14 protein-coding genes and 1 riboswitch are annotated in these 19,213 nt (G+C 71.3%); of the genes, 10 read left to right on the top strand and 4 right to left on the bottom strand.

The annotated features are described in order from the left end of the window. Window positions 1-2: 2 nt before the first annotated feature. From ASG45_RS06330 to ASG45_RS06300, 7 genes are all read left to right on the top strand, one after another. Window positions 3-866, top strand: a complete 864-nt coding sequence (locus ASG45_RS06330; RefSeq protein ID WP_055834342.1) for an Fpg/Nei family DNA glycosylase — start codon at window positions 3-5, stop codon at window positions 864-866. Window positions 867-951: 85 nt separating this feature from the next. Further along, window positions 952-1,100, top strand: a riboswitch (FMN riboswitch). A gap of 56 nt (window positions 1,101-1,156) precedes the next feature. Next, window positions 1,157-2,188, top strand: a complete 1,032-nt coding sequence (gene ribD / locus ASG45_RS06325; protein WP_055834339.1) for a bifunctional diaminohydroxyphosphoribosylaminopyrimidine deaminase/5-amino-6-(5-phosphoribosylamino)uracil reductase RibD — start codon at window positions 1,157-1,159, stop codon at window positions 2,186-2,188. Continuing rightward, entirely contained in the window at window positions 2,188-2,844 is a 657-nt protein-coding gene (locus tag ASG45_RS06320) for a riboflavin synthase (RefSeq protein WP_055834337.1), read from the top strand. The genes ribD and ASG45_RS06320 overlap by 1 nt, the downstream gene beginning before the upstream one ends. After that, window positions 2,841-4,109 carry a bifunctional 3,4-dihydroxy-2-butanone-4-phosphate synthase/GTP cyclohydrolase II gene (locus ASG45_RS06315; protein WP_055834333.1) on the top strand — a complete coding sequence of 423 codons (1,269 nt, stop codon included), beginning with the start codon at window positions 2,841-2,843 and terminating at the stop codon, window positions 4,107-4,109. The genes ASG45_RS06320 and ASG45_RS06315 overlap by 4 nt, the downstream gene beginning before the upstream one ends. After that, on the top strand, window positions 4,109-4,582 hold the full coding sequence (gene ribH, locus ASG45_RS06310) for a 6,7-dimethyl-8-ribityllumazine synthase (RefSeq protein WP_055834329.1): 474 nt from the start codon (window positions 4,109-4,111) through the stop codon (window positions 4,580-4,582). Before ASG45_RS06315 ends, ribH begins: the two co-directional genes overlap by 1 nt. Window positions 4,583-4,907: 325 nt before the next feature. Further along, window positions 4,908-6,359: an MFS transporter gene (locus ASG45_RS06305; RefSeq protein WP_055834326.1), complete on the top strand. Its 1,452-nt coding sequence runs from the start codon at window positions 4,908-4,910 to the stop codon at window positions 6,357-6,359. A 238-nt stretch (window positions 6,360-6,597) separates the two neighbouring features. Then, window positions 6,598-8,478, top strand: coding sequence for an ABC transporter ATP-binding protein (locus ASG45_RS06300; RefSeq protein WP_055834324.1), 1,881 nt, complete (start codon window positions 6,598-6,600; stop codon window positions 8,476-8,478). Window positions 8,479-8,766: 288 nt separating this feature from the next. Here ASG45_RS06300 and ASG45_RS06290 read toward each other — a convergent pair whose 3' ends face one another. Next, window positions 8,767-10,650, bottom strand: a complete 1,884-nt coding sequence (locus ASG45_RS06290) for a phosphoenolpyruvate carboxykinase (GTP) (RefSeq protein WP_055834318.1) — start codon at window positions 10,648-10,650, stop codon at window positions 8,767-8,769. A 117-nt stretch (window positions 10,651-10,767) separates the two neighbouring features. On the opposite strand from ASG45_RS06290, the gene ASG45_RS06285 reads away from it, so the two are divergent. Next, on the top strand, window positions 10,768-12,207 hold the full coding sequence (locus ASG45_RS06285; protein ID WP_055834316.1) for a helix-turn-helix transcriptional regulator: 1,440 nt from the start codon (window positions 10,768-10,770) through the stop codon (window positions 12,205-12,207). Window positions 12,208-12,381: 174 nt separating this feature from the next. Here the strand turns inward: ASG45_RS06285 and ASG45_RS06280 are convergent, their stop codons facing one another. Continuing rightward, a complete protein-coding gene (locus ASG45_RS06280) occupies window positions 12,382-13,398 on the bottom strand; it encodes a carbon-nitrogen hydrolase family protein (RefSeq protein ID WP_082509287.1) in 1,017 nt (338 codons plus the stop codon). Between the two features lie 213 nt (window positions 13,399-13,611). Between ASG45_RS06280 and ASG45_RS06275 the strand changes: the two genes are divergently transcribed. Then, complete coding sequence (locus ASG45_RS06275) at window positions 13,612-14,535, top strand: helix-turn-helix domain-containing protein (RefSeq protein ID WP_082516486.1); 924 nt, start codon at window positions 13,612-13,614, stop codon at window positions 14,533-14,535. Window positions 14,536-14,740: 205 nt separating this feature from the next. Here the strand turns inward: ASG45_RS06275 and ASG45_RS06270 are convergent, their stop codons facing one another. Both ASG45_RS06270 and ASG45_RS06265 read right to left on the bottom strand, forming a co-directional pair. Next, the gene (locus tag ASG45_RS06270) at window positions 14,741-16,213 is read right to left on the bottom strand and encodes an NAD-dependent succinate-semialdehyde dehydrogenase (RefSeq protein ID WP_055834308.1); all 1,473 of its coding nucleotides are present in this window, start codon (window positions 16,211-16,213) and stop codon (window positions 14,741-14,743) included. Between the two features lie 222 nt (window positions 16,214-16,435). Continuing rightward, a complete protein-coding gene (locus tag ASG45_RS06265; RefSeq protein ID WP_055834305.1) occupies window positions 16,436-18,295 on the bottom strand; it encodes an FAD-dependent monooxygenase in 1,860 nt (619 codons plus the stop codon). Between the two features lie 117 nt (window positions 18,296-18,412). Here ASG45_RS06265 and ASG45_RS06260 point away from each other — a divergent pair, with 117 nt between their 5' ends. After that, on the top strand, window positions 18,413-19,117 hold the full coding sequence (locus tag ASG45_RS06260) for an IclR family transcriptional regulator (protein ID WP_055834303.1): 705 nt from the start codon (window positions 18,413-18,415) through the stop codon (window positions 19,115-19,117). Window positions 19,118-19,213 lie beyond the last annotated feature (96 nt).

Below are 19,213 nucleotides of genomic sequence, written 5' to 3'. Positions count from 1 at the left end.
CCATGCCGGAGATGCCAGAGGTCGAAGGGCTCGTCGAGTTCCTGCGCGGACGCATCACGGGGCTGCGCGTCGACAAAGCCACCGTGTCGGCGATCAACGCGCTGAAGACCTACGACCCCCCGCTCACCGCGCTGGTGGGGTCCACGGTCACCGCCGTCGATCGTCACGGCAAGTTCCTCGACGTCACGACCGATGCCGGGCTCCATCTCGTGTTCCATCTCGCCAAAGCCGGATGGCTGCGGTGGTACGACGCGCTGCCGACGACGATCATCAAGCCCGGCAAGACGCCGATCGCGCTGCGCCTGGGCTTGGACGACGGCTCGGGGTTCGATCTCACCGAGGCCGGCACCAAGAAGTCACTGGCCGTGTACGCGGTGCGCACGCCCGACGAGGTTCCGGGCATCGCACGGCTCGGCCCCGACCCCCTCGGCGCGGGCTTCGACCGCGCAGCCTTCGGCGCGCTGATCGCCGGGCGACGCACGCAGATCAAGGGCGTGCTGCGCGACCAGTCGATCATCGCCGGCGTCGGCAACGCGTACTCCGACGAGATCCTCCACGCCGCGAGAATGTCTCCTTATGCTCTGGCGGCGACGCTCACCGACGACGAGGTCGACCGCCTCTTCACCGCGATGACCGAGACCCTGGCCGAGGCGATCTACGAAGCTCGGGGCAAACCGCCCGCCCAGCTGAAGGATGCGAAGCGACGCGGCATGCGCGTGCACGGCCGACGCGGCGAAGAATGCCCGGTCTGCGGCGACGAGGTGCGCAGCGTGTTCTTCGCCGACAACTCGCTCGAGTACTGCGCCACGTGCCAGACCGGCGGCAAGCTCCTCGCCGACCGGCGCCTGTCGCGGCTGCTCAAGTAGACGCGCGGACGAGCCCCCGTCGCGTGTCACTGCGTTTCGGGAATGAACCTCGAAACGATGCGTTGACTAGACTTCGAAGAGCAACAACGTGCTCCGGGGTCGGTGAGAATCCGAACCGGCGGTGACAGTCCGCGAACCCCTCCACCTCGGTGGTGGGGCCGATCCGGTGGAATTCCGGGACCGACGGTGATGCGACGGGTATCCGTCGCTAGTCCGGATAGGAGGCAGCACGGACGGCGTGACACGCCTTCCCGCTGGCCCTGCCCCGACTTCGCGGGAAGGACAAGGGAATGGCATCCGCCGTCGAGATCGACGCCATGAGGCGAGCGCTGCAGCTCGCCCGGCGCGGCCCGCGCGGGCTGAACCCCCAGGTGGGTGCCGTGATCCTCTCCCCCGCCGGCGAGGTGCTGGCGGAGGGCTTCCACCGTGGCGCGGGAACCGCGCACGCCGAGGTCGACGCGCTCTCGCAGCTCGCCCCGGGCGCGGCCCGCGGCGCGACCGCCGTGGTGACCCTCGAGCCGTGCAATCACACCGGTCGCACCGGTCCGTGCGCGCTCGCCCTCATCGAGGCCGGTGTGACCCGTGTCGTCTACGCCCTCGACGACCCCACCGACGCGGCCTCGGGCGGAGCCGATCGCCTGCGCCGGGCGGGCGTCGACGTCGAGTCCGGGATCGAGCGCGATGCCGCCGAGTCCGTCGTGCACGACTGGACCGCCCTCGTGCGCACCGGCCGCCCGCACGTCACGGTGAAGTGGGCGCAGAGCCTCGACGGTCGTGCCGCCGCCGACGACGGCACGAGCCAGTGGATCACCGGCCCCGCCGCCCGGCGAGACGTGCACGCGCGACGCGCGGCCGCCGACGCGATCGTCGCCGGAACCGGCACCGTGCACGCCGACGATCCCGCCCTCACCGCCCGCGCCGACGACGGCTCGCTGCTCGACGCGCAGCCCACGCCCGTGATCGTCGGACGACGCGACACGGCCCCGGATGCCGCGGTGCGCCGCCACCCGCGGGAGCCCCTGTTCTACGCCACCCACGATGTGACCGCCGTGATGGCCGACCTCGGAGCGCGAGGCGTTCAGCGGGTGTTCGTCGAGGGCGGTCCGACGCTCGCGAGCGCGGTCGTCGGCGCGGGCCTCGCCGACGAGCTGCTCGTCTACGTCGCCCCCGTGCTGCTCGGCGGATCGCGCCTCGCGCTCGGCGACGTGGGCGTGCCGACCATCGCCGACGCCCGTCGGCTGAGCGTGGCATCCATCCAGAACCTCGGCGACGACCTGCTGATCGTCGCCCACCCCAGCTCTGATCGAGAGGGACAATCCTGATGTTCACCGGAATCGTGGAAGAGATCGGCGCCGTCACCGCCGTGGAGCCCTCGGGCGACGGGGTGCGGCTGACGCTGCGCGCGCCGCTGTCGGTATCGGATGCCGGCCACGGCGACTCGATCTCGGTCAGCGGCGTGTGCCTCACCGTCGTCGACCAGGGCGACGACTGGTTCACCGCCGACGTCATGAAGCAGACGCTCGACATGTCGACGCTGGCCGGCGTCGCCCCCGGTCTCGCCGTCAACCTCGAGCGCGCCACCGCCGCACACGGGCGCCTGGGCGGTCACATCGTGCAGGGCCACATCGACGGCACCGGCGTGGTGCGCGAGGTGCGTCCGGGTGCGCAGTGGAGCGTCGTGCGGGTCGGCATCCCGGCTCACCTCGCCCCCCTGGTCGTCGACAAGGGCTCCATCGCGATCGACGGCGTCTCGCTCACCGTGAGCGCGGTCAGCGACGCCGCGGAGTCCGACCCGTGGCTCGAGGTCTCGCTCATCCCCGAGACGCTCGAGGCGACGACGCTGGGCCGCGCCGAGGCCGGCACTCCCGTCAACCTCGAGACCGACATCCTCGCGCGCCACGTGCAGCGCATGCTCGCCTTCCGTACGACCGAGAATCCCGCGGCTGCCGCCGCATCGACCGAGAGGGGCTCCGCATGAGCCTGTCCACCATCCCCGAGGCCCTGGAGGCCCTGCGTCAGGGCCGACCGATCCTGGTCGCCGACGATGAGGACCGCGAGAACGAGGGCGACGTCATCCTGTCGGCCCAGCTCGCGACCCCCGAGGCCCTCGCCTGGACCGTCCGCTGGTCGAGCGGCTACGTCTGCGCCCCCATGCCGGGCGAGTGGGCCGACCGCCTCGATCTGCCGCCCATGGTGGCGGTGAACGAAGACGCCCGGGGAACCGCGTACACCGTGAGCGTCGACGCCGCCTCCGGCGTGACCACCGGCATCAGCGCCTCGGACCGCGCGCGCACGCTCAACGTGCTCGCCGACCCCGCGTCGGTGCCGACCAGCGTCATCCGCCCGGGGCACGTGCTGCCACTGCGGGCCGTCGACGGCGGTGTGCGCGAGCGCGCCGGTCACACCGAGGCCGCCGTCGACCTCATGCGCCTCGCGGGCCTCGAGCCGGTCGGCGCGATCGCCGAGGTCGTCGCCGAAGACGGCAGCATGATGCGCCTGCCCGGACTCTTCGAGCTCGGCGAGCGCGACGGCATCCCGGTCATCACCATCGAGCAGCTCATCGGCTACCTGAACGAGACCGACCCGCTGCCGGTCACGGCTCCCGCGCGGCGCCGGGTGAGCTTGCGGGCGGAGTCCAACGTGCCCACCTCGCACGGCACGTTCCGCTTCCTCGCCTACAAGGACCGCGTCACCGGGACCGACCACCTCGCGGTCGTCTCGGGCGACCTGACCGAGCAGGCCCCGCTGGTGCGGGTGCACTCCGAGTGCCTGACCGGTGAAGCCTTCGGTTCGCTGAAGTGCGAGTGCGGCCCGCAGCTCGACGCCGCCCTCGACACGATCGACCGCGACGGCGGCATCGTCATCTACATGCGCGGCCACGAGGGGCGCGGGATCGGCCTCATCAACAAGCTGCGCGCGTACAACCTGCAGGAGCGCGGCCTCGACACCGTCGACGCCAACCTCGCGCTCGGCCTGCCCGCCGACGCCCGCGATTACGCCGCCGCCGCCGGCATCCTCACCGACCTCGGTGTCGACAAGGTGCGCCTGCTGACGAACAACACCGACAAGGTGTCGCAGTTGCGCGCCCTCGGCCTCGACGTCGTCGAGCAGGTCCCCCTGCTCGTGGGCGTCGGTCCCAACAACCACCAGTACCTCGAGACCAAGCGGGATCGCATGGGTCACATCATCGCCGAGGACGACCTGCGCGACGCCCTCGCGCACATGAAGGAAGAGAGCGCCTGATGGCCGGCAGTGGAGCACCCGAGACCGGCGGCATCGACGCGTCGGACCTGAACGTCGTCGTCATCGCGGGCACCTGGCACGAGGTCATCACGAACGGCCTGATCGCGGGCGCGAAGCGCGTTCTGGATGCCACCGGTGCGACGTACCGCGTCGTGCGGGTTCCGGGCTCCTTCGAGCTGCCGGTCGCCGCCCGGGCCGCCTTCGAGGGGGGCGCGGACGCCGTCGTCGCCCTCGGCGTGATCATCCGGGGCGGCACGCCGCACTTCGAGTTCGTGTCGTCGGCGGCGACCGACGGCCTCACCCGCGTCGCCCTCGACGCGGGCAAGCCCGTGGGATTCGGCGTGCTGACCCTCGACGACGAGCAGCAGGGTCTGGATCGGGCCGGGCTCGAAGGTTCGAAGGAGGACAAGGGCGAGGAGGCCGCCGACGCGGCGATCCGCACCGCCCTGGTTCTGCGGGAGCTGCGCGGCTGACGCACGGCGCGGCGGGCGGGCGCGGGTTCGGGGCGCGAAACGTGCACCGGGGCGGTCGACGGACGCCCCGGTGAACATTCCGCGCCCCGGTGTGAGCCGGTGACGGTGTCATCTGGCTCGGAGCGCGCGACAGGCGGCACGCATTGCCAGGCGAAACCCGACGAACGCTCAGCGCACGCATAGACTGGTTCGCCTCACGCCCCTCACACGGGGACGTTCCCGGTGCCCCCGCCGCGCGCTCGATCTCGCACACCCCCGCGATCGTTCCGCGCCACCGCTGCGCCCCACCTCGGACGCGAACGATCGACCCTCCCGTCAGGCTGTCATGACCACCTCTTCCCCCTCCACCCGTTCCTCCTCGGCTCCGGCGAACCCGCGCTCGCGCGTCATCACCGCGAGCCTCATCGGAACGACGATCGAGTTCTACGACTTCTACGCGTATGCCACCGCGGCGGTGCTCGTCTTCCCGATCCTCTTCTTCCCCACCGGCAACGAGACCACGTCGCTCCTGCTGTCGTTCAGCGTCTTCGGCGCGGCCATGGTCGCGCGTCCCCTCGGCGCGGTGGTGTTCGGCCACTTCGGCGACCGGTTCGGCCGCAAGGCCACCCTCGTGGCATCCCTGCTGACGATGGGTGTCGCGACCTTCCTCATCGGCCTGCTCCCCACGTTCAACGACATCGGCGTGTGGGCGGCCATCCTGCTGCTGGTGATGCGCCTCGCGCAGGGCTTCGCCCTCGGCGGCGAGTGGTCGGGTGCGGCGCTGGTCGCGACCGAGAACGCCCCGAAGGGCAAGCGCGCGCTGTTCGGCACCTTCCCGCAGCTGGGCGCCCCGATCGGCTTCATCATCGCCAACGGCGTGTTCCTCTTCATCAACTTCGCCCTGCCGCACCCCGACGGCACCGCGCAGCGCTCGGCCGAGTTCCTCGCGTGGGGCTGGCGCGTGCCGTTCCTCTTCTCGGCCGTCATGGTGATCGTGGGCCTGTGGGTGCGTCTGCGCCTCGTCGAGAGCGAGTCGTTCGCCAAGGCCGAGAAGACCGGCGCGATCAAGAAGTTCCCGCTCGGCGAAGCGCTGCGCCGCAACTGGAAGCAGCTCATCCTCGGCACGTTCATCATGCTGGCGACCTACGTGCTGTTCTACCTGATGACGAGCTTCACGCTGTCGTACGGCACCAAGGCGACCCTCGAGGGCGCGCAGGCCGCGGCCGAGAAGGCCGGCACGCCGTTCGATGCCGCCGCCTACGTTCCCGGGTTGGGCTTCGGCTACACCGACTTCGTGATCATGCAGATCATCGGCGTGGTGTTCTTCGGCATCTTCACGATGCTGTCGGGCCCGATCGCCGACCGCATCGGACGCAAGCGCCTGCTGATCGGCGTCACGCTCGCGATCATCGTGTTCGGCCTGACGTTCTCGTTCTTCCTCGTGCCGCACGCCGACCCCGCGTTCACCCGCGTGCTCGTGCAGTCGTTCCTCATCGTCGGATTCCTGCTCATGGGCGCGACCTTCGGTCCGATGGGCGCCGTGCTCCCCGAGCTGTTCCCGACGAACGTGCGGTACACGGGCTCGGCGATCTCGTACAACGTCTCGTCGATCCTCGGCGCGGCCCTGGCACCGATCGTGGCCGTCGCCCTGTGGGCGGCCGGCGACGGAAACCCGTGGCTCGTCGGCGTCTACCTCTCGGCCATGGGTGTGCTGACGCTCATCGCGCTCGTGCTCTCGCCCGAGACCAAGGACGTCGACTACGACGACAACATCGCCGCCGGAGCGACCGCGCCGTAATCGCCGGTTCTTCGTACGACGGATGCCACGGGGCCTGGGCCTCGTGGCATCCGTCGTTGCGGGGCGGCCGGGCGGGCCGTACTCCTGAGTTCCTGACTCCTCAGGACCTGGAGGCACCCGTGCGCGGGGGGAGCGGCCGATATCTCAGGAGTTTGGTACACCGGCGAGACCAGGTGCCGAGCGGTGTCGGTGGCGCGAGGTACGGTCGAAGCATCCCTTTCTTCTTCCCGAGGTGAGCATGTCCGTTCCCGCTCCCGCGCGCGGTCGGCGCGGCCGCCGCGTGCCCCAGGGCCCGCGCGCGTCGTTCCGGCAGCTGCTGCCCTTCCTTCTCGAGCACAAGCGCACCCTCGTGGTCGTCGCCGTCTTGAGCGTGCTCGGCGCCGCTACCACCCTGGTGCAGCCGCTGCTGGTGGGCGAGGTCATCCAACGCGTGCAGAACACCGTGCCCCTCGGGGCGCTGGTCTGGCTGCTCATCGGCTTCGTGGTGCTGTCGTCGCTCATCTCGGGCTACCAGCACTACCTGCTGCAGCGCACCGGCACCGCCGTGGTCTACTCGAGCCGTCGGCGCCTGATCGCCCGCATCCTGCGCCTTCCGATCAGCGAGTTCGACGCGCGCCGCACGGGCGACCTCGTCTCGCGCGTGGGTACCGACACCACGCTGCTGTACGCGGTGCTCACGCAGGGACTCGCGGATGCCGTGGGCAACGCCCTCATCCTGGTCGGCGCCGTCATCGCCATGGCCTTCATCGACCCGCTGCTGCTCGGACTCATCGTCGTCGTGATCGGCGCCTCGATCGCGGTGGTCGTCGGGCTGAGCACGCGCATCCGCGCGGCATCGGCGGTGCAGCAAGAGAAGGTCGGCGAGCTGTCGTCGGGCGTCGAGCGCGCGGTCGGGTCGATCCGCACCATCCGCGCGGCGGGCGCGACCGAGCGCGAGACCGCCACCGTCACCGAGACGGCCACCGAGGCTTACACCGCGGGCGTGCGCATCGCGAAGGTGTCGGCCCTCATCGTGCCCGTCGCGGGGATCGCCCTGCAGGTGTCGCTGCTCGTCGTGCTCGGCGTCGGCGGGTTCCGCGTGGCATCCGGAGCCATCGACGTGGCAGCCCTCGTGACGTTCGTGATCTTCCTGTTCCTGCTCGTACAACCTCTCGCCTCGGCGATCGGGGCCATCACGTCGGTCAATCAGGCGCTCGGGGCGCTCGGGCGTATCCAAGAGGTGCTCGACCTGCCCCTGGAGGACGACGGCGACCGCGCCGCCGGGGCGTCGCCGGTGACGGATGCCGCGGCGATCGAGTTCCGCGACGTGCGGTTCCGCTACCCCGACCACGTCGTCGAGGCCCGCGAGGCCGCGGCGAGAGAAGCGCGCTCGGTGCTCGCCGAGGTGCACCTCGACTCCGCCACCGCCGACGCCGGCACCGAGGTCGAGGACACCGACCGCGAGGTGCTGCGAGGCGTGTCGTTCACCGTGCCCCGCGGGGCGCGCGTCGCCCTGGTGGGCCCGTCGGGCGCCGGCAAGAGCACGATCCTCTCGCTCGTCGAGCGCTTCTACGACCCCACCGGCGGAGCGATCCTCGTCGACGGCGTGGACGCCCGCGACCTGGGACGCGACGCCCTGCGCGCCCGCTTCGGCTACGTCGAGCAGGACGCCCCGACGCTCGCCGGCACCATCGCCGACAACCTGCGCCTCGCCTCGCCGTCGGCCTCCGACGCCGACTGCGAGCGCGTGCTGCACGCCGTGAACCTCGGCGACGTGCTCGAGCGCAACCCGCTGGGCGTCGACGCGCCCGTCGGCGAAGACGGCGTCATGCTCTCGGGCGGCGAGCGTCAGCGCCTCGCGATCGCGCGAGCGCTGCTGGCCGCTCCCCCGGTGCTGCTGCTCGACGAATCGACCTCGTCGCTCGACGGCGTCAACGAGCAGCGCATGCGCGAGGCCATCGACGCCGTCGCCACCGACCGCACGCTGCTGGTCATCGCGCACCGCCTGTCGACGGTCGTCGACAGCGACGTGATCGTGGTGCTCGAGAACGGCCGCGTCGTCGGACAGGGCACGCACAGCGAGCTGGTGGCATCCACCCCGCTCTACCGCGATCTGGCGAAGCACCAGCTGCTCGTGTGAGGGCGGCGGCTCGGCCGGAAGCGGAGTCGCCCTCCGCGCCGTGGCGCGGCCGGAGGAATCACTATCGTCCGCACGCCAGCGCGATGCGCGCGCTCTCCGTCGGTGCCGAGAACCCGGCCTCTACCCGGGTGTGCGCGGTGCGCGAGCGCTCCGCCGGCGCCGACACCCGGGCCTCTACCCGCATGCCCGGCACGTGGCATGCGCCCATGCCGGTGCCCCTCGCGCGCGCCAAGAGCGGGAGGGGCATCGGAGTCGGGGCTCGTCTCGCGGCGCGGGACGAGCAGAGGTTCAGGCGCGCTGCAAGCGGTAGCGGAGTGCGGCGAGCTCGGCGCGCAGGGCGGCCGGAAGGTGACTGCCGAACGTGTCGTAGAACTCCTCGGTGAGGTCGGCCTCGGCGAGCCACGAAGCGCGGTCGATCGAGAACAGCTCGTCGAGGTCGGCGGCCGGCAGGTCGAGACCCGACAGCTGCAGATCCTCGATGCGCGGAAGGCGACCGATGGGGCTCTCGACGGCATCGACCTGACCGTCGACGCGGCGGATGATCCAGTCGATCACGCGGGCGTTGTCTCCGAAGCCGGGCCAGAGGAAGCGTCCGTCGTCGCCCTTGCGGAACCAGTTGACCTGGAAGATGCGCGGTGCGCGGTCGAAACGCAGCTTCTGGCCGACGGAGAGCCAGTGGCCGAAGTAGTCGCCCATGTTGTAGCCGCAGAACGGGAGCATGGCGAAGGGGTCGCGACGCAGCTCGCCGACCGTGCCCTCCTGCGCGGCCGTCTTCTCGGACGACACCGTCGAGCCGATGAAGACACCGTGCGACCAGTCGGTGGCCTCGACCACGAGCGGCACGTTCGTGGCGCGTCGGCCGCCGAACAGGATGACGTCGAGCGGCACGCCCTGGGGGGCCTCCCAGTCCTCGGCGATCTGCGGGCACTGCGCGGCGCCGACGGTGAAGCGCGAGTTGGGGTGCGCGGCGGGTCGGCCCGACGCGGGCGTCCAGGGGTTGCCCTCCCAGTCGGTGAGGTGCGGGGGCGCCTCGTCGGTCAGTCCCTCCCACCAGACGTCGCCGTCGGGGCGGAGCGCGACGTTGGTGAAGATCGTGTTGCCCCAGAGCGTCTCGATGGCGGTGACGTTGGTCGACTCGCCCGTGCCCGGTGCGACGCCGAAGAAGCCGGCCTCGGGGTTGATGGCCCAGAGGCGCCCGTCTTCTCCCGGACGGATCCAGGTGATGTCGTCGCCGAGGGTCTCGACGCGCCAGCCCGGGATGGTGGGGCGGAGCATGGCGAGGTTGGTCTTGCCGCAGGCCGAGGGGAAAGCGGCGGCCACGTGGTACGCCTTGCCCTTCGGGTCGATCACGCGGATGAGCAGCATGTGCTCGGCGAGCCAGCCCTCGTCGCGGCCGATGACCGACGCGATGCGCAGGGCGAAGCACTTCTTCGCCAGGATCGCGTTCCCGCCGTAGCCCGAGCCGAACGACCACACCTCGAGGGTGTCGGGGAAGTGCACGATGTACTTCTCGTCGTTGCAGGGCCACGCGACATCGTCCTGACCGGCGGTGAGCGGCGCTCCGACCGAGTGCACGGTCTTGACCCACGGTGCCCCGGCGGCGATCTGCTCGGTGACGGCCGTGCCGACGCGCGTCATCACACCGATGGATGCCACGGCGTAGGCGCTGTCGGTGATCTGCACGCCGATGTGGCTGAGGGGGCCGCCGACCGCGCCCATCGAGAAGGGCACGACGTACATCGTGCGCCCGCGCATCGAACCCTCGAAGACGCCGTTCAACGTCTCGCGGATCTCGGCCGGGGCGATCCAGTTGTTGGTGGGCCCGGCATCCTCTTCACTCTCGGAGGCGATGTAGGTGCGCGACTCGAGACGGGCGACGTCGCCGGGGTGCGAGCGGGCCAGGTACGAACCCGGACGCCACTCGGGGTTGAGCTTGATGAGCTTGCCCTCGTCGACCATCTCGCGCAGCAGGGCGTCGTTCTCGGCGGCCGAGCCGTCGACCCAGTGGATGCGGTCGGGCTGCGTGAGGGCGGCGACCTGGTCGACCCACGCGGTCAGCGCGGCGAGACCCGGGCCCTCGACGGCCGGACGCACGCCGTGACCGGCACGAGGGGCGCGGGTGGGGGACGCGGCGTTGCGCGGGGTGGAGCTGAAGATGTCGGCGAGTGCCATGTCGTTCTCCTCGGTTGAGAGCGAAATCGGTGGTCTTCCTCCATGGTGCGGGTGCGTGCGGGTTCTTTCCGGCGAAAACGGCAACAAGAATCGGCATTCTTTCGATATGGTCAAGGAATGGCATCGTCGTTCGAACTCACCACCCTGGGGCATCGCATCCGGCACCACCGCCTCGCCCGGGGGTACACGCTCGACGAGCTCGGCGCGATGGTCGGAGTCGCCGGCAGCCAGCTGAGTCTCATCGAGAACGGCAAACGCGAACCCAAGCTCTCTCTGCTGCAGCAGATCGCGGGCGCGACCGAGACCGACGTCGCCGAGCTGCTGTCGAACGAGCCGCCGAACCGGCGGGCCGCCCTCGAGATCGAGCTCGACCGGGCGCAGACCAGTCCGTTCTTCCGACAGCTCGGCATCCCCCCGATGAAGGTCACCAAGGGCACCAGCGACGACACGATCGAGGCCGTGCTCGGCCTGCACCGGGAACTCCAGCGCCGCGAGCGCGAGACGATCGCGAGCCCCGAAGAGGCCCGGCGCGCCAACACCGAGCTGCGCCTGCGCATGCGCTCCACCGACAACCACCTGCCCGAGATCGAGCGCCTCGCCGAGAAGCAGCTCAAGGCCGCCGGACACACCACGGGCGCCCTCACGCACCGCACGGTCAGCATCATGGCCGAGCAGCTGGGCTTCGAGCTCATCTACGTCAGCGACCTGCCGCACTCGGCCCGTTCGGTCACCGACCTCGAGAACGGCCGCGTGTACCTGCCGCCGGCCTCGATCCCCGGCGGCCACGGCCTGCGCTCGATGGCTCTGCAGGCGATGGCGCACCGCCTGCTGGGGCACCGTCCCCCCACCGATTACGCCGACTTCCTGCAGCAGCGTCTCGAGATCAACTACTACGCCGCTTGCTGTCTGATGCCCGAGACGAGCGCGGTCGCCTTCCTCTCGCAGGCGAAGCGCGACCGCAACCTCGCCGTCGAGGACTTCCGCGACGCGTTCGGGGTGACCCACGAGGCGGCGGCCATGCGCATGACGAACCTCATGACGGCGCACCTCGGCATTCGGCTGCACTTCATGCGCGTCGACGGCGACGGGGCGATCTCGCGCGTGTACGAGAACGACGGCCTCCCCCTGCCCACCGATGTCACCGGGTCGGTCGAGGGGCAGATCGTGTGCAAGAAGTTCTCTGCGCGCTCGGCCTTCGACGAGCACAACCGCACCACCGAGCACTACCAGTACACCGACACCCCGGCCGGAACCTTCTGGTGCTCGACCCAGACCGGCAGCACCTCGGCCGGCGACTTCTCGATCACCGTGGGCGTGCCGTTCGACGACGCCCGATGGTTCCGCGGACGCGAGACCAGCACGCGCGGCGTCTCACGCTGCCCCGACGAGTCGTGCTGCCGTCGCCCCGACGCCGAGGCCGCCGAGCGGTGGCAGGGCAAGGCCTGGCCGAGCGCCCGGGTGCACCAGTACATGTTCTCGCCGCTGCCCCGCGGCATGTTCCCGGGCGTCGACGATGCCGAGGTCTTCGCGTTCCTGGACCGTCACGCCGACGGCTGAGGCGGGTCTTCACGCGGGCCGTCGGCACGACTCCGGCAACGGCGCGCGATCGGTGCGCGCGAGGACCGGGTCGTCGGTTCTGCCGGAGTCGTGCATCGGCGCCGGCCGACGGCGGATGCCACGACCTCGGGCCCTCACGGGGCGCCGGGGTCGTGGCATCCGGTGCTCAGGTGTTCACTCCACGCCGACGAGGTCGTCGGCCTCGACCGACGCCGCGGGCGGGATGTCGCGACCGGATGCCGAGACCTTGGGCAGCCGGCCCGTGTCGCGGTGGTGGAGGGTGAAGACGTCGGGCCGGGAGTAGTGCCCCACCGGGTCGGCGGCGTTCTTGGCGGCGAGGATGGCGGCGTAGTCGATGTCGGCGAAGAGGATGCCCTCCTCGTCGGGCGCGAGCGGGTCGGCGAGCGAGCTGCCGTCGGGACCGAAGATGCGGGCGTAGCCGCCGCCGAGCGGGAGCATGGCGCGCTTGGCGTCGGTGTCGGCGAACAGCTCCTGAGCCGCGGGACCGACCGTGGCACAGGGGGCGAGGACGAACGTCTGCCCCTCGACGGCGTACTGCCGCGATGCGCCGATGTTCACCTCGGGTCCGAGGGCGTTGACGGCACCGCCGAAGATCGAGAAGCTCGGCCACGCGGCGACGTGCAACTGCTCGTCCTGCGAGAACATCGCGTACTTGGTCAGGGGCTGCAGGTGCTCCCAGCAGTTGAGCGAACCGACGCGGCCGACGGGGGTGTCGACCACCACGACGTCGGAGCCGTCGCCGTCGCCGAACTGCGTGCGCTCGACGTGCGTCGGCTTGAGCTTGCGCCGGGTGTTGAGGGTGCGGCCGTCGGCGCCGATCACCGCCTGCCCCATGTACAGCGAACCGCCCGCGCGCTCGCTGAAGCCGAACGCGAGCGAGATGCCCACCGAACGGGCGATGCCCTCGAGCCGCTGCCACTCGGGACTGCCGATCTCGATCGAGTTGGCGGCGTACGGCACGACGAACTGCGACTGCCACGCCACGGAGTCCAACCACAGGAACCACGGGTAGCCGGGGATCCACACCTCGGGGAACGCGACGATGTCGGCTCCGCCGGCCCGGGCGTCGCGGGCGTAGGACTCCAGTTTGTCGATGCCCCCGTCGACGTCGTTCCAGACGGGTTCGGCCTGGACGGCGGCGGCGCGGAAGCTCTTTCGGTAGTCGGGCATGACGACTCCTTCGGGTGAGCGGGGTCGGATACCCCGCGGTGCCCACACGTTAGGAGCGGGTGCCCCGCGCGCACCCGGCTTCGCGCGCACACCGCCCGGCGTTGCACGCCCCGGTGCCGGGGCGCGTCGCGGCATCCGGCGATCCGCGCACGATTCCCGGCGCCCGCACCCGACGGCGCGCGGGCGAGGCGGCCCCGGGCGTATCATCCCCGCATGTCGCCTGTGGCCGTCTCCTCCGTCGCGGAGTGGACGCGCGCATGCAGCGGGGCCTTCGTCCCCCTGCGGGTGCACACGGCTGCACCGGCCTTCCGCGCCAGCCTCTCGCAGGTCAGGCTCGGACCCGCCGTGCGGGTGACCCGGGTGGTCAGCGAGGCATCGACGGTGTTCCGCGATCAGGACCTCATCCGCAGCCAGCCTCGCGACGACGTCCTCATCTCGTTGCACCGCCGCGGGCGGGGATCGATCCGTCAGCACGAGCGCACCGCCGAGCTCGGATGCGGATCGGCGGTCATGTACGACGCGGCTTCGCCCTATGCCCTGTCGTTCCCCGGGGCGATGAGCGAAGTGGTGCTGCAGCTCCCCCGTCGCACGCTCACCCGCACCGGGCACACCTTCGCGGGGCTGACCGCCGTGGAGCTGCCGGACTCGGCGCAGCTGCGCTCCCTCACGATGCTCGCCGCGTCCATCGAGCAGCCCGGAGACGATGAGGCGGAGGAGATCGGCGAGGCGCTCGTCGGGCTCCTCCGCGCGGTCGTCCGCGGGCGCGACACCCGCACGCCCGCAACCGACCCCCGGCTCCTGGCCGAGGGGATCCGACTCTGGATCGACGAGAACTCGGCCGATCCCGATCTCACGCCCGAACGGGTGGCCGCCAACTTCCACATCGCCGTGCGCACGTTGCAGAAACTGTTCGCCACCGAGGGCGAGTCCCCGGCGGCGTTCATCCGCAGCTGCCGCCTGCGACGCAGCCGGTCGCTGTTGGCCGGTGGCGCGAGCGTGAGCGAGGCCGCGCGTCGCAGCGGCTTCCTCGACATCGACAGCTTCACCCGCGCATTCAAGCGCGAGTTCGCACAGACGCCGTCTTCCGTCCGCGCCGACGGCGTCCGCGCCGCCGGTGTCCGCGCCGCCGGCGCCTGACGCGCGCGCCCGGCGGTCCGGGCCGAACTCCTGAGAAATCGACGCCCGCCCGCCTCACAACGCGCCCACGACTGGCCCGCCCGGCCGACGCCGGCAGAAACTCAGGAGTTCGGCCCGCGTCGGAGAGGGGCAGGACGACGGATGCCACGACCCCGGCCCTCGCGGGGCGCCGGGGCGTGGCATCCGATGTTCTCGGCTCGGCCGATCAGGCGTAGGGGTTCGCCGTGAGCGTGTACTTCGTCTGCAGGTACTCGTGGATGCCCTCGTCGCCGCCCTCGCGGCCGAGGCCCGACTGCTTCCACCCGCCGAAGGGGGCGGCGGCGTTGGAGACGACGCCGACGTTGAGGCCCATCATCCCGGTCTCGAGGCGGTCGATCATGCGCTGGCCGCGCGCGAGCGACTCGGTGAAGACGTACGAGACGAGGCCGTACTCGGTGTCGTTGGCGATGCGCACCGCGTCGTCCTCGTCGTCGAAGGGGACGATCGCGAGCACGGGGCCGAAGATCTCCTCGCGCAGGATGTCGCTGCCCGGCTTTACGTCGGTGACCACGGTGGGCTCGAAGAACGTGCCGGGGCCGTCGATGGGCGACCCACCCGTGGTGACCGTGGCGCCGCGCTCGACGGCATCGCCCACCAGGGTGCGCGCCTTGTCGACGGCGCGGTCGTCGATCAGGGGTCCGATCTGCACGCCCTCCTCGGTGCCGCGGCCGATCGTGAGGCCCTGCACGCGCTCGGTCACGCGGCGCGAGAACTCCTCGACCACGCTGCGCTGCACGATGAAGCGGTTGGCGGCCGTGCACGCCTGACCGATGTTGCGGAACTTCGCGAGCATCGCCCCCTCGACCGCCTTGTCGAGGTCGGCGTCGTCGAAGACGACGAAGGGCGCGTTGCCGCCGAGTTCCATCGAGGTGCGGAGTACACCGGGAGCAGCCTGCTGCAGCAGCTTCACTCCGACGGGCGTGGAGCCGGTGAACGAGAGCTTGCGCAGGCGCGGGTCCGAGATGATGCGCTCCGAGACCGGGCCGGTGTTCGTCGTGGTGATCACGTTGACCACGCCCGCCGGCAGCCCGGCATCCTGCAGGATCTGCGCGAAGAAGAGCGTCGTGAGCGGCGTGAGGGTCGCCGGCTTGATGACGACCGTGCAGCCGGCGGCGAGCGCGGGCGCGATCTTGCGGGTCGCCATCGCGAGGGGGAAGTTCCAGGGGGTGATCAGGTAGCAGGGGCCCACGGGGTGCTGCGACACGATCATGCGGCCGGTGCCCTCGGGGTTGGCGCCGTAGCGGCCCTGCGTGTGCGCGGTGACCTCGCTGAACCAGCGCAGGAACTCCCCGCCGTAGGCGACCTCGCCGCGCGCCTCGGCGAGGGGCTTGCCCATCTCGAGCGTCATCAGCAGCGCGATGTCCTCCTTGCGCTCCTGCAGCAGGTCGAAGGCGCGGCGCAGGATCTCGGCCCGCTCTCGCGCGGGGGTCGCCGCCCAGGACGGGAAGGCGTCGGCCGCGGCATCCATCGCCGCGATCCCGTCGTCGACGGTGGCGTCGGCGATCTCGCGGATGACCTCGCCCGTGGCGGGGTCGTTCACGGCGACGGTCTCGCCGCCGGTGGCCGCGCGCCATTCGCCGCCGATCAGCAGACCGGTGGGTACGGATGCCAGCAGCTCGCTCTCGCGTGAATCGGTCATGGGTCCTCCTGGATCGGGGCGGGGTTCCCCGCCATTCTGCTCAGCCCGCGGGGCGGTGCCGATATACGTCGTGTACAAACGGGGTGTTGCCATGGCCGCGGTGGAGGCTCGGTGCCGTCGGGCGGTGGGCCGCCGACCACCGCCGGGGCGTCGGCCGCCACGCATAAACGCCGTTCGTGCGCAGAAACGCTCAGCCGACGCGTTTCCGCGCAGGAACAGCGTTTATGCGAGAGGGGGTGCAGACGCGGGGCCCGACGACAGGAGCGCCCGCTCGAGGAACCGCTCCAGGCTCTCGGGCGCCGACAGCGGCAGTACGTGCGCCACGTACTGGTCGGGGCGCACGAGCACCACGGCTCCCTCGGCCCCGATTCCCCGCTCGGCGAAGATGTCGGCGCTCGTCCACGCCGAGGGCGCGGCGGCGAACACCTTCTCGAGGTCGGTCAGGCCCAGCGGCCCGGACTGCGGGCGGAACAGCGAGGGCACCTCGGTCACGTCCTCCCAGCGGCCGGGGTAGACGACCTTCACGTCGAACACCGCGTCGAGGTCGGCGCCGTCGGGCGTGAACCGCTCCACGATCGGGCGCGCGGCCTCGGCCCAGTCGCGCAGCGCCGAGCCGTCGGCATCCGCGAAGGCGTAGATCCGCCAGCGCCCGTCGGCCTTCGCGTGATGGCCGAGGTGCACGGCGTTGCCGTCGCACACCCGCACGACCTCGACGCTGTGGAAGCGCCGACCGACGGGGAACCCGGATGCCAGCTGCGCGGCCGCCTCGGACGCGACGATCCGCGAGGGGGCGTAGCGCGTGCCGAAACCGGAGGGGAACTCCGCCGTCGCCAGGTAGTAGGTCGCGAGCTCGTCGGGGTCGGTGATCTCGCCGGGCTTGCGCGCCATGAGCGAGGACCACTCCCGGTCGAAGTCGATCAGCTGCTGGGCGACGGGGTGCCGCTCGTCGTTGTAGGTGCGCAGCAGCTCCACCGGGGCGAGGCCGGTGAGCACGTGCCCGAGCTTCCATCCGAGGTTGAAGCCGTCCTGCATCGAGACGTTCATGCCCTGGCCGGCCTTGGCGCTGTGCGTGTGACAGGCGTCGCCGGTGAGGAAGACGCGGGGGCTCTCGGCGTCGTCGACGAAGCGGTCGGTCACCCGGTGCCCCACCTCGTAGACACTGCTCCACGCGACCTGTTTCACGTCGATCGTGTACGGGTGCAGGATGGCGTTCGCCCGCGCGATCACCTCGTCGATCGGCGTCTGGCGCACCCGGTGGTCGTCGTCTTCGGCGACCTCGCCGAGGTCGATGTACATGCGGCTGAGGTACCCGCCCTCGCGCGGGATGTGCAGGATGTTGCCCGCGGCGGCGTTGATCGCGCACTTGATGCGCCAGTCGGGGAAGTCGGTCTCGACCAGCACGTCCATGACGCCCCAGGCGTGCTTCGCCGCCGCGCCCACGTGCGGGCGGCCGATGGCCTGGCGCACGCCACTGCGGGCACCGTCGCACCCGGCGACGTACTTGGCGTGGATGGTGCGCTCCCCCGTGGCGTCTCGCACCGTGACCTCGACCGGGTACGCGCCCTCGCCGACCGTGAGGCCGACGAACTCCACGCCGTAGTCGGGCGCGATGCGCGCGGGGCCCTGGGCGGCGGCCTCGGCGAAGTAGTCGAGCACGCGCGCCTGGTTGACGATGAGGTGGGGGAACTCGCTGATCTTGAGGCCGTAGTCCTCGGTGCGGGTCGTGCGCACGATCTGGTCGGGATTCTCGGGGTCGGGGGCCCAGAAGTTCATCCAGCCGATGTTGTACGCCTCGGCGGTGATGCGGTCGGCGAAGCCGAACGCCTGGAACGTCTCGACGCTGCGGGGTTGGATGCCGTCGGCCTGGCCGAGCGGCAGGCGCCCCTCGCGCTTCTCGATGAGGCGCGTCGTGATCTGAGGGAACTGCGACATCTGGGCCGCGAGCAGCATGCCGGCGGGACCCGAGCCGACGATGAGCACGTCGACCTCGTCGGGGAGCTCCGCCGGGCGGTCGAGGCCCGTGCCGGTGGCGTTCTGCACGCGCGGGTCGCCCGAGACGTAACCGTGGTGGTGGAACTGCATGAGACTCCTGACGTCGGTGTCGGGGGCACCGCGACCTCGCGATGCTTGCGGGCAGATCCATCTGTGTTCTATATTCGAACGCAGCGTTCTGCTATCGAACGAAAGGCTAGCCGCTCCATGCCCCCACGGCAAGACTCCTCCCCCGCCTCGCAGACGCTGAGTCGCGGCATCCGCCTGCTCGAAGAGCTCGCCGATGCTCGCCGACCCCTCACCATCGACGAGCTCGCGGAACGCGTCGATCTGCACCGCTCGGTGACGTACCGACTGCTGCGCACGCTCGAAGACCACGGGCTGGTCTCTCGGGATGCCGCGGGCGCGGTGCGCCTGGGAACGGGCCTGGCGGCCCTCGCCGCGGGCGTCGCCGCCGACCTGCAGGCCGAGGCCCTGCCCGAACTCACCGCCGCGGCGAACGACCTGGGCATGACGTGCTTCCTCGTCGTGCTCGACCACGACGAATGCGTGACCCTCGTCAGCGTCGAGCCCCGGCACACGGTCACCGCCGTGGCGCAGCGGCCCGGGTCGCGGCATCCGGTCACCCGGGGCGCCCCCGGTCGGGCAATCCTCGCGCAGCTTTCCCCGCGCCGGTGGCCCGACGACGTCGACGCGCGGCTCGCGTCGGAGGTCGCCGACGCCGCGGAGCGCGGCTGGGCGACGAGTCACGACGAGGTGATCCCCACGTTCCGCGCCGTGGCGGTGCCCCTCGCCGTGCAGGGGCGCGAGCCCGCCGCCGTCGCCGCCGTGCACGTGGCGACCGACCTCGACGACGCGGCGATCGCGGGGCGACTCGAGGCTGCGGCCGACGCGATCCGCTCGGCGCTGTAGTCCGGCCCGACACCCAAGGCGGCGCGTGGCCGAGCGAGCGGGCCGGGCGGCGGGTGCGGCCGTCCCGTCGCCCCGCGCCCGCGGATCGTATATGAT

The sequence above is a fragment of the Microbacterium sp. Leaf436 genome (genome assembly GCF_001424715.1).
Taxonomy (GTDB): Bacteria; Actinomycetota; Actinomycetes; order Actinomycetales; family Microbacteriaceae; genus Microbacterium.
The sequence above is the reverse complement of the archived record's forward strand: the minus strand, read 5'-3'. Positions and strand labels throughout refer to the sequence as shown.

Coding starts and splice junctions, on each gene's coding strand:
- ASG45_RS06330 (WP_055834342.1), top strand. CDS start 3: ATGCCGGAGATGCCAGAGGTCGAAGGGCTCGTCGAGTTCCTGCGCGGA.
- ribD (WP_055834339.1), top strand. CDS start 1,157: ATGGCATCCGCCGTCGAGATCGACGCCATGAGGCGAGCGCTGCAGCTC.
- ASG45_RS06320 (WP_055834337.1), top strand. CDS start 2,188: ATGTTCACCGGAATCGTGGAAGAGATCGGCGCCGTCACCGCCGTGGAG.
- ASG45_RS06315 (WP_055834333.1), top strand. CDS start 2,841: ATGAGCCTGTCCACCATCCCCGAGGCCCTGGAGGCCCTGCGTCAGGGC.
- ribH (WP_055834329.1), top strand. CDS start 4,109: ATGGCCGGCAGTGGAGCACCCGAGACCGGCGGCATCGACGCGTCGGAC.
- ASG45_RS06305 (WP_055834326.1), top strand. CDS start 4,908: ATGACCACCTCTTCCCCCTCCACCCGTTCCTCCTCGGCTCCGGCGAAC.
- ASG45_RS06300 (WP_055834324.1), top strand. CDS start 6,598: ATGTCCGTTCCCGCTCCCGCGCGCGGTCGGCGCGGCCGCCGCGTGCCC.
- ASG45_RS06290 (WP_055834318.1), bottom strand. CDS start 10,650: ATGGCACTCGCCGACATCTTCAGCTCCACCCCGCGCAACGCCGCGTCC.
- ASG45_RS06285 (WP_055834316.1), top strand. CDS start 10,768: ATGGCATCGTCGTTCGAACTCACCACCCTGGGGCATCGCATCCGGCAC.
- ASG45_RS06280 (WP_082509287.1), bottom strand. CDS start 13,398: ATGCCCGACTACCGAAAGAGCTTCCGCGCCGCCGCCGTCCAGGCCGAA.
- ASG45_RS06275 (WP_082516486.1), top strand. CDS start 13,612: ATGTCGCCTGTGGCCGTCTCCTCCGTCGCGGAGTGGACGCGCGCATGC.
- ASG45_RS06270 (WP_055834308.1), bottom strand. CDS start 16,213: ATGACCGATTCACGCGAGAGCGAGCTGCTGGCATCCGTACCCACCGGT.
- ASG45_RS06265 (WP_055834305.1), bottom strand. CDS start 18,295: ATGCAGTTCCACCACCACGGTTACGTCTCGGGCGACCCGCGCGTGCAG.
- ASG45_RS06260 (WP_055834303.1), top strand. CDS start 18,413: ATGCCCCCACGGCAAGACTCCTCCCCCGCCTCGCAGACGCTGAGTCGC.